The organism is Streptomyces sannanensis (genome assembly GCF_039536205.1).
Taxonomy (GTDB): Bacteria; Actinomycetota; Actinomycetes; order Streptomycetales; family Streptomycetaceae; genus Streptomyces; species Streptomyces sannanensis.
This window is the reverse complement of the sequence record NZ_BAAAYL010000003.1, coordinates 40,741-54,244: the sequence shown is the minus strand read 5'-3', so window position 1 is coordinate 54,244 and position 13,504 is coordinate 40,741. Positions and strand designations below refer to the sequence as shown.

At 69.5% G+C, this 13,504-nt stretch carries 7 protein-coding genes and 3 pseudogenes; 8 read left to right on the top strand and 2 right to left on the bottom strand.

From position 1 onward, the window contains the following. Nucleotides 1-746: 746 nt before the first annotated feature. Nucleotides 747-1,151 (top strand): annotated as a pseudogene (locus ABD858_RS37085) (hypothetical protein); the annotation flags it as partial. Here ABD858_RS37085 and ABD858_RS35355 read toward each other — a convergent pair. Continuing rightward, complete coding sequence (locus tag ABD858_RS35355; RefSeq protein WP_345045544.1) at nucleotides 1,049-1,291, bottom strand: hypothetical protein; 243 nt, start codon at nucleotides 1,289-1,291, stop codon at nucleotides 1,049-1,051. The pseudogene ABD858_RS37085 and the gene ABD858_RS35355 overlap by 103 nt on opposite strands. Between ABD858_RS35355 and ABD858_RS37080 the strand changes: the two are divergent. The 3 genes and pseudogenes from ABD858_RS37080 to ABD858_RS35350 form a co-directional block, all read left to right on the top strand. After that, nucleotides 1,217-1,530, top strand: a pseudogene (locus ABD858_RS37080) (type I-E CRISPR-associated protein Cas7/Cse4/CasC); the annotation flags it as partial. The gene ABD858_RS35355 and the pseudogene ABD858_RS37080 overlap by 75 nt on opposite strands. 524 nt (nucleotides 1,531-2,054) lie before the next feature. After that, a complete protein-coding gene (locus ABD858_RS37075; RefSeq protein WP_425586375.1) occupies nucleotides 2,055-2,651 on the top strand; it encodes a type I-E CRISPR-associated protein Cas5/CasD in 597 nt (198 codons plus the stop codon). A 1,612-nt stretch (nucleotides 2,652-4,263) separates the two neighbouring features. Then, complete coding sequence (locus ABD858_RS35350) at nucleotides 4,264-4,515, top strand: hypothetical protein (protein WP_345045816.1); 252 nt, start codon at nucleotides 4,264-4,266, stop codon at nucleotides 4,513-4,515. A 2,443-nt stretch (nucleotides 4,516-6,958) separates the two neighbouring features. Here the strand turns inward: ABD858_RS35350 and ABD858_RS35345 are convergent. After that, nucleotides 6,959-7,132 carry a hypothetical protein gene (locus ABD858_RS35345; RefSeq protein ID WP_345045542.1) on the bottom strand — a complete coding sequence of 58 codons (174 nt, stop codon included), beginning with the start codon at nucleotides 7,130-7,132 and terminating at the stop codon, nucleotides 6,959-6,961. Between the two features lie 268 nt (nucleotides 7,133-7,400). Between ABD858_RS35345 and ABD858_RS35340 the strand changes: the two genes are divergently transcribed. From ABD858_RS35340 to ABD858_RS35325, 4 genes and pseudogenes are all read left to right on the top strand, one after another. Then, nucleotides 7,401-7,643, top strand: coding sequence for a hypothetical protein (locus ABD858_RS35340; protein WP_345045539.1), 243 nt, complete (start codon nucleotides 7,401-7,403; stop codon nucleotides 7,641-7,643). A gap of 2,770 nt (nucleotides 7,644-10,413) precedes the next feature. Then, nucleotides 10,414-10,551: a hypothetical protein gene (locus ABD858_RS35335; RefSeq protein WP_345045537.1), complete on the top strand. Its 138-nt coding sequence runs from the start codon at nucleotides 10,414-10,416 to the stop codon at nucleotides 10,549-10,551. A 514-nt stretch (nucleotides 10,552-11,065) separates the two neighbouring features. Beyond that, complete coding sequence (locus ABD858_RS35330) at nucleotides 11,066-11,476, top strand: hypothetical protein (protein WP_345045534.1); 411 nt, start codon at nucleotides 11,066-11,068, stop codon at nucleotides 11,474-11,476. A gap of 674 nt (nucleotides 11,477-12,150) precedes the next feature. Continuing rightward, nucleotides 12,151-12,937 (top strand): annotated as a pseudogene (locus ABD858_RS35325) (Scr1 family TA system antitoxin-like transcriptional regulator). The last annotated feature ends 567 nt before the right edge of the window (nucleotides 12,938-13,504 follow it).

Here is a 13,504-nt window from a genome sequence, read left to right as displayed (position 1 = left end):
CGCCGCATGAGCAGCAGCGAGCCTGCCAGGGGCGGGCCGAGCGGGACCGCTTGGCGCAGGCGGATCGGTTTGTGCAAGATCGTCGCTGTGTGCCGCCGGGATACCGGGCCGGGCAGCGATCCGGTCGGCTGTCGGCCGGACCCCGCTGAAGCCGTCCGTGCACACCGGTACGTGGCCCGGCACATCCGGAGATGCCGGCCCAGGCGGAGGAGTGGGCGCACTACTCGGTTGCCGGGCTCGTTGCCCTGTATGACCCGCGAGCCAAGCCCGCCAAGGACCACTTGGTCACCGATGGCCAAAGCGTCGAGGAGGCAGCGGCGCTGACCTGGGGTGAGCGGCTGTACGGGCGGAACCTCGGCGGCGTCCTCGCCGCGCTCGATGCCCCAGGTGTGCGGGTGAGGACGACCCCGAAGGGCCTTCCGCGCGACGGCTGCAGTCCCTCGCCCGTGAGGATCTCACCGGCCTGCACACACCACCCTGCCCGGCCTCCTGCGTCGCGTGGCATCCGGGCGGCTGCTGCCCGACTGGGCCGTCCTGCTGCACGACCTGAGCGGCTGGGACCGCGACCAGGCCCGCGACGCCGCCGCGCTGCGCTGGTCGACCGCCTACTACACCCACCTTGCCCGTACCGTCCGTACCGAAGCGAGAAGTAGACCGATGCCGTTCCTGACCCTGCACGCGGTGCAGACCATCCCGTACGCCAACCTCAATCGTGACGACCTCGGTGCGCCGAAAACCCTCACCTCGTGGCGCGACCCGGATCCGAATCTCCTCCCAGTCCCTGGCCGTCCGCTGCGCGAGTTCGTCGAGGAGTCCACCGGTATCGAGGCCGTCCGGACCCGCCGCATCGCCACCCTGGTCAAGGATGCGCTGATCACGCGCGGCTGGGACGACGAACTCGCGGCCGCTGCCGCCGCACAGGTCCTCGACTCGGTCGCGAAGAAGTCAAAGACCGACAAGGTCGGCTCGCCCTGGACGACAAGGGCACCAAGTCGCTGCTGTTCGTCCCGGCCTCGACAGGCGAGAAGCTCGCCGACCTGTGCGAGACCTACCGCAACGAGGTGGAGAAGGCGGCCCAGTCGAGCGCGAAGAACCCCAAGCCCGGGGTGCCGGCCGCCGAGGTCATCGACATCATCAAGTCCATCAACGGCAGCATCGCCCTGTTCGGCCGCATGCTGTCCGAGCTGCCCGGCGCCGGGGTCGACGCCGCCCGCAGATGGCCCACGGCTTCACCACCCATGCCGCCCGCCGCCAGCCCGACTTCTTCACCGCCGTGGACGACGTCACCCACGACAGCGACGAATCCGCAGCGGCCACATGAACCACGCCGAGTACGCCACCGGCGTTTTCTACCGGTACGCCGTCCTCGACCTCGACGAACTCCTCAACGACACCCATCTGGCCGGCGACACCACCACCGCCCGCGCCCTAGTCGACGCGTTCACCCGCGGGTTCATCCGCATCCTCCCGCAGGCGAAGAAGAACGGCACCGCCCCGCACACCATCCCTGACCTCGTCCACTTCACCGTCGCACCGACCAGCCCCGTCAACTACGCGGCCGCGTTCGAGCGGCCCGTCCAGGCTGACGAGGCGGCGCTTCGCTGCCCCGTCCCCGCTCGCCCTCGCCCGCTACGCCAGCGCCGTCAACCGGCTCGTCGGCACCGACGATGTCGCCTACAGCGGACACGCCACGATCGCCGACGGCGAGAACCTGACCGGCCTCGGCGACCGCGCCGACTCCTTCAAGGAGCTCACCGCCGCCGCGGTCGATGCCCTGTTCGGCCCGTACAACGCCTGACCTCCGGCTCCCCACGCCCGTGGGGGTTCCCACCGCCCGCCGCACCCGCATGCCCCACGGGGGCGGCGGCCCGAACGGAAGAAGACCATGCCCGGCATCGTCATCCACCTGTCCGGACCGCTGATGATCCTTCGGCGAGCACTCCCAGTTCACCGAACGCGACACCCATACCCGGCCCACCCCGCTCCGCCCTCATCGGTCTCCTCGCCGCCGCGCACGGCCGCCCCCGCAGCGCCGACATCACCGACCTGACCGCCTGCGGTTCACGATCCGTGTCGACCGCCCGGCCAGCGCCTCGTCGACTTCCACACCATCGGCGCGGCCTCCCCAACACCTCACCGTCCCCACCGCCAAGGGCGACCGGAAGGAAGAAGGCACGGCCACGATCGTCACCCGCCGCCACTACCTCGCCGACGCCGCGTTCACCGTCGCCGTCGACCACCCCGACCCGGCCCTCATCACCGAGGCCGCCACCGCGCTGCGCCGCCCCCGCTGCCCCTCTACCTCGGCCGCCGCGCCTGCCCGCCCGCCGCCCTGTCACGGTCAGCCCCGTCGTAGACGACGCCGCCACGCTCCTCGACACCATGCCCCTGCACCGCACCCGCCCCTACGGCGCCGACACCGTCCCCCGTCGTCTTCGCCTACGACCACACCCCCCACGAAGAAGCGCCGGCACGCAGCGTCCTCAACGACCAGCCGTCAGCTTCCACCCCCACCACCCGCGCCCCACCGCCCCGAACCGAATACGTCACCACCCCGCCACCTGCGACCGTGCGCCGAGACGGAACGCAGTGCTCAACGCCCTCGCCGACCACCAGAGACCGCGCATGACCACCCACCACCGAACCCCTAAACCCGCACGGCCTGGCTCCCCGCTCCGCATCGACACCCGAAACCGCACGCTCTCGATGTCCTCGATGACGGGACCGCCTCCACGACCCCTCATGCGCTCCGCCCGACCACTTGGCGCCACCGCCCGCGCCACCGGCGACTCCTCTTCCGCATCGACGAGACCCCCGCCGGAATCCAGTCCTGGCCCAGACCCGCACCGAACCCCCGCCTCGACCGTCTCCCCACAGGCTTCACCCAGCCCGTCAGCAAGGACATGACCCGCTTCCCTCGCCGCGCTGCGTCCCGGCGTGCCCGTCGCCTACCGATCGCCGCGAACCCGGTCCGGCAGTCGAAGAACGACCGGACCGCAGACACCGCAAGCGTGCGAAACAGCTCGCGCGCAGCCGTCCCGTGCCGAAGACGCCCCCGCCGTCGCGGATCCCGCGGACCGGCAGCACCGAAGACTGGTGCTGGCCCGGGCCACCGCGAACGCCTGGACGTCGGCACCATCCTCCGCGCCCCGCCACTCGCCCTGCACACACACCGCGACGCCGGCACCGCGCCGTTCCAACCCGGACGTCACCGCATCGCACTGGGACCGTTTCGAAGAGACCCGTGATCACCGACGTGACAAGGTCCGCGACGCGATCCTCACCGATCGGCCGCGGCCGAGCCTACGCGCCGGACTCCGCAGCATCGCCCTCACATTAGAAAGCAAAGACCGCAAACCGCTACCATCGCCCAGGTCGCAAAGCCTCCTCCCCACGCTTGTGGGTGTGTCCGCCCACCCCCCGCATGGTCGAGGCCCTGCGCACCTCCTCCCCACGCTGTGGTGTTCCACCCGGATGAGAACGGCCGCCGCCGATTCTCTCCCCCCACCTGTGGGGTGTCCGGGCAGTCACCGGGTGAACGCGGCGCTTTCCTCCTCCCCCACCTTGTGGTGGTGTTCCGCCTCCGCCCCGTGCTGACCGTGTCGGAGCGCTCCTCCCCACACTGTGGGGGTGTTCCGCAGAGGACGTCCAGGCTGCATTGACCGGGCCTCCTCCCCCCTGTCGCAACGGCTGAATCTGGGCCAGTCTGAGCGGTTTCAATTCCGGGCCACCGCCCGGTCTCGGCGGTGGCGTCAGTCGTTGTCGTCGCAACATGGACGACTGGGCGGGTGAGGAGGGCGCCCGGGTGGGCGTCGCCCTCCGGGCGGCCGAGATCGCAACACCGAGTCAGCTTCGTACCCGGCACCACCATGGTTGTGGCGGTCGCCCTCCGGGGCGCCGAGATCGCAACCTTGTGCGCGGACTGAAGATGCTGAGAAGTCGTGGCGTCGCCTCCGGGGCGGCCGAGATCGCAACGCCAGCGCGGTGACCGCGTCTCCAGACACCAGTCGGTCGCCCTCCGGGCGGCCGAGATCGCAACCATCTGGCTTTGCCCGTTAGCCGGGAGATCCGCCGCAACCGCACCCTGTGAACGGCCAGTACCGGCCACACCGCCACGCCCGAGCACGGCCCGGCGGCCCCCGCCTCAAGCGAAGATCGCAGCGAACCTGCAGCTACGTGACACCATCCAGTCATGGCTGACGAATGAGTCCCGAGCAATCAGCCGAGCCTGCGCCTGCACTTCCCCCGACCACCGAGATGCACGTGTCGCACGAGACGATCTACCAGACCCTCTACGTCCCAGGCCGGGGCGAGCTGCGCCGCGAACTCACCAGCACTGCGACCGCCGCACCCCTCCGCAAGCCCCAACGCTGCCCGACCAGCGCGTTCCGCGCTATCCGGCACCGATGGGATGATCACGACCGCCCGCAGAAGCCGAGGATCGACCGCGTCGTGCCAGGTCTGCAGCAGAACGTCCTCGACGGCCTGCCGTTCGGTGACCGAGGCAGACTGTGACGAGGACCACGACGGCAGCAGCGTGCTGGAGACCACGGTGATGCGCACTGTTCGCCCGATCAGCTCGCGGATCCGGCCAGATCTCAGGTGCGCGCCGCAGCTTCCTCCCGGCCCGGCCGATCGCCACGTGCACAGTTCCTGTCCCTGAGCGCCGAGCATGACCGTTCCACCTGACCGGCGAGGTCCTCGCCCACGATGTCGGGCCGCCGTCCCGGATGATCCCGGGAGAGCACTGGAACAGCCTGTACGACGATGCCCGCGACCTTCGACCGGGCGACACCTCGTTGACGCGCGCGGTCAGCGCAGCGCCGATCAGCCGGCCTGGGTGCGCCAGCGGGCTTGAGCATCGCACGTGCAGGCGGTTGCTGTCGTCGATGCCAACCGGCTCCACGGCCGCCACGTCTCGCCAACTGCAGGAACCACCAGGCCTCGAGATCGCTGACCACTCCGTTGCTCCGGCAAGCCCCCTCGGTCAGCTGGGCGCGGATCCAATGCCCGGCCGGCTCACCAAAATCACCACCGCGTGCGCCCACCTCGATGGCGCGCGGCCAGCGTTGGCTCAGCCGTACTCGACGACGAATGACGCTGCCGCTGAACATTGCTGTACTCACTTTGGGTGACGGCCCGTACGACCCAGGGTGGTGGGCATGCGAAGACGCAGCCGCAGCCAACTGTCGCAACGGCTCGTGGCCTGCTGAGCGTCACTTGCGCACGTCCGGCATGCATGGCAGTGCCGTCGAGAGTCACAGAAATGCGGTCAACCAGTAACACTATGCTGTTTCCGACACACCGGCGCACGCGTGGGCAGAGTGCGGGTGCGGCCAGCCGCGCCACCCGCAACTGGCACCGACCCCCACCGTCTGTGATGGCTGCTTGTGAGGCGCCCCGCACCATGCAGGGGACGCCTGTGTTTGTTTCCGTTTCCGTCACCGCCCGCCGTCTGGCTGCCACCGCGCGCGCGGCCAGCGCACGGTCGCGGCAGTGACGCTGCCGCGTCCGCGGCCGACCACGACCGCGCGAAGTGGAGATCTCTCGCGTCCAGTACGACTCCCCGACGCGACGACCGCTCCAACCGTTCCCTGAACGGCAGTGGGTGGAACTCACCAACCCCACCCGCGAGAGATCAACCTCAAGGGCTGGACTCTCACGACGAGTCCGGGCACACCTACACCGTCGCCGCTTCCACCTAAACGGCCGCGCCACAGTCCGATCCACACCGAGAGGGCCGCGACCCCGCACCGACCTCTTCCAGACCGCCGCCCCTACTGTGAACAACGACCGCGACATCACCGCCACCCTGCGCAACGACCGCGGCCGCTTCGTCGACGACCACTCCGGGGGTCGCCACGGAGGCCGCCACTGACACCCCACACCACCATACCTGACTGAGCCGCGGCCCGCCACGCTCACACAGCGCGCGCCGGAACCAGCCAGGACCCGCGCGCCGCCGGCGTTGACAACGCGGCATATCCAGGGCCGCGACGCTGCATGGCCGGCAGCCGGAGATGCGATGCCGAACGCAGCGCCCCGTCCCGCACGCCCCGGGCCGCCAACCGCGGCCGCCTGGAAGACAGCAGCTGTTTGTCGTTGAGCGCGGGCCCCGCGCAGACGTGCGAGGTGGCACGGGCCGCCCCTGCCGCGCTGTCCTGTCAGAGCGGACACCCGTGACCGTACGGCTGGCGACCGCGGCTGCGCGTTCACCGTGCCGACAGAGTAGGGCCTGCCCCGGCTGCCCTACAGGCCACACCAGTGGGTGAACTGTGCTCCCGCCCGTAACCGTGCGGGCACGGCGGCCGTCTGCACGGCATGGGACGACGGCTCCTGCCCACCTCCTCCGAAAAACCCCGACGCACCCAAAGGGGTGACGCCCACGCAAGATCACCGCCGTTGCGCTGGTGACAGGGTCCTTACCGGCACGTCCGCCGCGGTTCAGCGTGACTGAGGACTTTCACCGGAACCCACGCGTCTTCGCAAGCAGGCTCGGAGTGCGGTGGTTCGCTGTTTGGTGGCGGAGCGCACCTGCGAAGGTGCCAATCATCGACGCTGAGCGATCGCGCGGTATCTCGTTCGACAGGCTTCCTCACCGACGCAAAACTCGTGCCGGTGTGTCGTGGCGGCTCGAGCTGCCGATGAACGCCGATGACGAGCACTGCTGCGCGGCCGGGTGACGCCACGACCAGGACACCCCCACCGCCGGCCCGCTGGCGCTCCAGACGTACGCCGCGCTGTCGGCGTCCCTGACGGCTGCTGCTCGACATCACGGCTGGCGGCCGAAGAGATAGACGACGGCGTAGCCCTGATGACCGAACTGGTGGCGGCGTGCCCGCGGCCGGCGCTGTACGACCACCGCGCCCCGGCGACCCGCGCCCGATCGGGTCGGCCCGGTGTGGTGTGCCGCTTCGACTACTCCGGACGACACGCCCTGACGCCCGCTGGCGCTCTGCTAAGCCTGCCCTCGGTCACGCTGGCGGCGGAGTATCTCGATCCACAGCAGCGTCCACTCGACTCCGGCCCGCCACCCGGGCTCCGCGCTGTCGTAGTCGACCTTCGCGTCGCGCGGATGTTGCGGCGAGGGCGCGTCAGGTCCTTCTGCAGTCCTGCCGCTTGCCGCGTCCACGCCTGGCTCATCTCGTCGGTGATGTCACCGGTCGCAGTGCTGCTATCATCGCCCCACCATTGGACGACGTCCCTCGCCTATGGCCATATCTCCAGGCGCTGACCTGTGACGTGCACTGGCGATAGCGTCCAGCTACATGACCACCACCGACGACGATCGCGGCCCTGCTCTGGCCGTCGCGTCGTCGCTGCCAGTTGTCCGCCCATCGGCTCCTGGAGAGCCGCGCGCACGCCAACGGGCGCGCGCGTCAGACCCTGTCCCGGATCGAGTGCAGCAGCGCCAGCACGCCGATCTCACCCCGCACTTCCGCTGCACAGTCGTGGCCAACGAGGCCCGCTCCACCGCCATGCTGCGGGTCACCTCGAAGGCCCGCCCGGAACTGCTGTCCACGGTGCATCCGAGATCACCGCGTCCTCTGCGCAACGACAACCGCGCACCGCGCGATGGCCCCAACGCGCGCGCCGCGGCCCGACCCCCGAAGACGTCCGCGCCATATCTGGGGGCCGTGTGAAGTTCAGCGCGGACTGGCCGCGACGACACCGCCGCACGGTATGCCAGCGCAGCAGCTGGATCGTGAGTGGACGCGATATGGCCTGACCCCTACCACCCCGCCGCCGAGGTCGACGACCACACGGACGACTGGCGCCGCGACTGACGCGAACGAGCCGGTGCGCCTGAGCATCACGCGCCAGGTCCAAGGGACAGCGAGTGGACCGTGCCGCTGGAAGTCAGTCCCCGTCACCAACGAGATGACCTCTTGACCACGCTAGGTCAGAGTCGTGATGTAGGTCGAAGCCGCACATGCAGCGGCGTCAGCTCCTGAGCGCAATCCGCACAGCGTGCACTAGCTGCGTCCCGGGGTTCTCCGCGAACGTTCAGCGCCTGCTCCACACTGAGCAGTCGGCGCGCCCTGGTGTTGCTTCCCGTCGCAGTCCGCGCGCGTGCAGTACCCGCGCGGGCCGGGCCCCTGCCCTCACGGACCTTCGCGCAGCCCCCAGCCCGAAGGCCGCGCTCCCTGAGCACTTCGCGCACCGTCGACAGTCAGCGCGGAGGAAGGTGCACGTGGGGACCTGGTCGTAGGCGACGCCGTCGACCCGGCCGCACATGGTCGAGCGAGCCTGACCACACCCGGAACTCCGCCCTGCGCTTCCACGCCGCCGTCCACGAGGTCCCGGTACGACTGCAGTCCACGAGGTACACCCACCCGTTCTCGGTCTGTCGCCGCTTCCACAGCCGCGCGAGGACCTCCAGCTCCGGGTGGCCCCAGCACCGTGTGTCGCGGGCAGCACGACAGCGCACCGGCACGGGTGCGCGTACTCGTCTGCGTGCGTCGGAAGGGGCGTCACGGAGTCCTACCGTAAGCAGATGAGCCGCCAGCGCTGCGGGCCTTCTAGCTCTCGGTGTCAGGCAGGCAAGATCCGGTGGAGGGGTAGGGCGTGGCGACGTACAGCGCTGATTACTGAAGCGCTGATGGCCGGCTGTGAGCGGTTCGAGGAGGTCTTCAGGCGATGGATGAGACCCAGGAGAGCCGGAGACACGTCCAAACGCGCGGCTGTACCCCACGGTTTGGGACAAGAGGGGCAGGACCAGGCGGCGGTCACGCGCGCTGAGCTCGATGTAGCGGAGCTGCGGGTGCCGCTAGCGCGGGCGTTCGCCGACACGGTGGCGAGTATGCGCGTCGCCGGGCTCGGTGTCGTTGAGACTCCCGATCGAGAACAGGTCGTGTGATGTCAGGCCCCGAGGGCGATCGTTCACTACCGCCCAGATGTCCGTGCCACGGCGCCAGGTACGGGGCCGTCTGAGCACTGATGATCAGCGAGTGCGGAGAGAGGCGGCGGAGTCAGCGACGCCGGGGTTCGCTCGTCCGAGCTCCATGAGTGATCTGGACGCGGCGCCGCGCACTGGACGACCCACCAGTAGTACACCTCCGGGTTGCGGTGCGGGAGGCGTCGAGGCACTGACCGTGCACTGAAGGAACGTCTGTGGCGCACGACGTGTACGCGACACAATCGTTCTGGCAGCAGACCCTCTCCGCAGCGAACCCGCGAGCCCGGCAAGCCCAAGCTCGCCTGGCCCGGCCCGGCGGTGAGGACGCCAGACGACCAAGAGCATGCGCGGCGGTCTGGCGCCGCTGGCCGGCGCGCTCAACAACCTCGCGACGACTGAAACACACGGATCAGGAACGACGCGACGCACTACTCCGCGATGAGCTGACCGAGCAGGAGGATGGAGCGAGTGGCCGCCTACCGCTACTTCGCCCGGCTCTGCTCGAGTCAGTGCGAGATCCGCCGCGCGAAGGAGTCGCGAGGGCACGTGAGTCTGTTCCGTCGACCACGACTCGATCCGTAGAGCTGGGGTGCGGCCCTCCGTCCCTGGCTCCTATGCACTCGGCATGACGATGACACCGGCTGAACTCGAGGCGCAGAGGAAACGCTGGAACTCCTCAACACCGAGGACGGCCTGCGCGCCTGACGCGCCAGTCGACTCGCTGCGAGATCGACACCAAGACGTGATTCCTGATCGGTTCGCGGCCACCGCCGCGCAGTACCTGCGACACACAAGCACCTACGACGTCCACCTCGCCAACGGCGCCTTCGCCGCTACGCGCCGACGCCCTGTTACACGGAGTGCTGACGATCCGCGGGCGAGCACAGGAACTGGAGCCTCCCCAGATGATCGCTGACCACGACCCCACTTGCCCACGAGTCAGGTCCTGGCGTACTAAGGCGGCGATCCCGGGCGTCGATCTTCGAGTCAATGCGCGGCGTCCAGAAGCTGACGCCCGGTACTGATCAGCCTGTGGTCGCTGTTGCGGGCTTGCCTGTCGACTGACGCACTCCTGCTGCACACTGAGCCCCATGAGCCACGGACAGAATCAGGGAGTGGCCAGCCCGCACTCCCGCGCCGCCTCTCCCGGCCCCGGCACCGGCACCGGCGCCGCTTAGCGGACTTCAGCGACGCCGCCTACACCAACACGGTCGATGACGGTTCCGACAAGAAGAGCGACACCACCCCAGCGCTCGAACAAGCGTGTGCGCCGCAGGGGAACACCGAGACCGCGCTGAAACACCGCCAGCACTAGTCGTCGGCCCGTGACCGTGGTGGCCTTCTCACGAGCAGCGGGTGATGTGTCTGCTCCCACCACCGTACACAAGCCAGTCGTTAAGCCCTTCCCCTCGCCGTGGGCAGGACGTTCTGCAGGTCGTCGGCAGGGTGATCTCTTCCAGCGCGCATGTGCCGTCGTCGAAGTAGCACGCCCACACGGCGTCGCGGCGGCGTTGATGACGACGCACCCACGGCGCGTCCTTGGAGAGCGCGCCTTCGTCACGCCGGTGCGCCCGGTCTCGATCGCCTTGCTGCTGCTGTCGGAGCACCTGAACGGCCATGCCGTGTGGGTGGCTCTTGCCGGTCAGGAGTAGAGCGCCCAGTGCGTGCCGACCGCCTCCGCCAACCGCTATGCGGCGGCCTGACGAGTGATCCCGAAGCGTCGCCCAGAGTCCGCGTAGGAGCGCCTGCCCGTGCCCGCGCGAGTGGCGGCGTCGGACGGCCAGCTCCCGCGCGGCGTCGCCGACCTCCGTGCGACCTCCAGTACATCAGGTGCACCGCCTTGCGGCCGCGGACGTGGGGCGAGCGCGTTGGGAGTGGCGGCCCCTCGTGCTCGCTGAAACCGAGGAAGCGCATCCGCCTCTTCGTCTCGCGCCACACCAGTCACGCACCTGCGCCCGAAGGCGACCCGTTCCTCGATGCCCTCGCTGTCGAGCTCCCACACATCAGCCATATGACAACCATAGGCACGCATGCAGATTGCGACAACTAAAGTTTCGAACAGGCCGGGGGCTGGATCGCTGGACTTTATCCACAGGTAAGCCGTTCTACGGTTCGTGTCCGCTTCCGGGTGTGAGGTGCCGGACGCACACCGAAAGGGCACGGCCGATGGCACAGACGAAGTTCGACAAGCAGTGGAGACACCGCCGAATCCCTCATGTCGGCATCGGCCGGTTCCTGGCCGCCGACCGATGGACGGGTGAAGCGGACCGACGCGACGTTCTGGCGATCGGCACCAGGTCCTGCCGAAGGTCGAAGGCCGCGTCTCCCGATCCTCCTACCGCGCCGGTGAAGCGCCTGACCTTCCGCATCAGCGCGCTGGCCGCCGCCGCGCGGCGGCTACCAGCCGGGTGGTCCACCAGGACGCCACCGTCGCCACCGCCCAGAGATATGGGCCGACCCGATCCCGCGCTCGCCGCGCTGGAGCAGACCGGATCGCCGAGCGTCGACCGCGGCCGTCGGACCGCCGCCTACCTCGCGCTGACCCGCAAGCGCCGGGAGCTGATGCGGAGTGGGTGATCCCGCTGCACGAAGCCCTCGCGCTGCCGCTGAGGCTGCCGGAGCAGACCGACCCGCGCCGCTACCTCCACATCCCGCGCAACTTCTCCGAGGACGACGCGTGATCCGCGTGGACGTGCCGGCCGTCTGGACTTCTCCAAGGACCTGGTCGCCGACATCATCACCACCAAGCTCGCCCTGGAGGCGTCACCTTCTCCTGGCACCTGGCGGCCGCGAGACGTACGTGATGGTGAAGAAGACCCGCAAGCCCCCGGCCAAGCGGCCTTCAAGACCCCAAAGTCCGCGAGATGTGGCCGCCGCCAAGGAGTTCGCGCCCATCATCGGATCGGCTCCGCCGGCGGATCGTCACCGTCGACCTGGACGCGGAGTCCCCGCACATCCTGGTCAACGCCTCCACGGCGACGCAAGTCGGTGACCCTGCAGTGCATCGCCTGCCAGATGCTCCACCACGGCTCGCTCGTGTTCGTCCTCGACACCAAGCGATCTCCCACCCGTGGGCCAACGGCATCGACGGCGTCACCTACTGCCGCGACATCGCCGACATCCACGACCAGCTCATCGCCCTCGCATGGAAGGTCGGCGCCGTACCCGCGTCGCCGACGACCTGGGCATCGACGCCGACCCCAAGGCCATCGCCCGCGCTGCTGATCCTCCTCGAAGAGGTCAACGCGACGATGAAGCAGCTGGCCCGCTACGGGAGAAGATCACCAAGCACCACGCCGCGCCCAGTCGTCAGCGGCGGTCCGCGCGGAGACGCAGATCCTGTTCGAGAAGGGCGACGCCCCGCCCTCCGATGCGGACATCCGCGCCTGGTGCGCGGCCTGCGACGCGGACGACCAGCCGACGACCTCATCGCCACCGCCCGCGCCGTCGACTCCATGTATCTGGAGTGGCGCCGCCTGCACAAAGACGGATGCGCAAGGTCCAGCAGACTGGAACACCCTGCACGAGCAGACCCGCGTCTGCCGGTCTACGTCTCCAACGTCCCGCCCGCTTCTTCCAGAATCCCGGCTTCGCCACCACCCTCATGGAGCAGATCACCGCCTTCCAGGCACCCCCAACGACGTTGCCGAAGCCGTCGCCGCCCGCATCGCCCGCTCCCGCTTCCTCTACGAGGCGGTCACCGCTACGTCGTCCTCATGGAAGAGTCCGTCCTGCGCTACCGCACCGCCGATCTCGAGCGATGCGCGGCAGCTGCGCCACCTCCTGCCGTGATGCCGCTCGCCTCCGTCTCGCTGGGGATCATCCCATTCACCGCGCAGCGCACCGTGTGGCCGCTGGAGGCGTTCTACCTCCACGACGACACCACGGCCGTGGTGAGACCTTGACGGCGGAGATCAAGGTGAAGCAGCCGCGCGAGCTCGCCGACTACACGAAGGCGTTCGCCGCCTCGCGGAGATGGCCGTGCACGGCGACGCCGCCCGCCACCTCATCCGTGCCGCGATCGACGCCCTGGAGTGAAGTTCCGCAATTTCCCGCAATCTCGTTGAGGACGTGATGCGGTGGGTCCTCCGTAGCGTCGACGACACCGACGCACCAGGCAACGAGGCGGAGCCTCCATGAGCGCACCCACACTCCTCCGGCCCTCAGCCGGAAGACCGCGGTCTCCAGCCGCCCGCTCTTCGGCCGCCCTCCCCGGCGCTGATCGCCCGCGCCGACCACGGCAACGGACGCCCGCTTCCTCCCTCCGCCGTCCAGTGGCCCGGACGAGCCGACACCGGCGACCACGACCAGACGACGGACGTGGCGTGCGCCCGATGAGCGACACCTACGACTTGCTCCAACGACCGCGAAGGGCGCTGATCGAGGCCGAACTCCCCCCTGGACCGCGCACCGCACGAGGCACTCGTCACCGCCGACCTCGCGTGGAACGACCCGGATCTGCACCCCGCGACTACAGCAGATCGCCCTCCAGCTCACCGGCCACTCGCCGCGCGTTGCCGCCGACGTCCGGCGCCTCGCGGCCGCCCCGGCCCAAGAGCGACGCCGCGCGCCTTCGCCGAAGTCGACCTCCGCGAAGCGACGGCC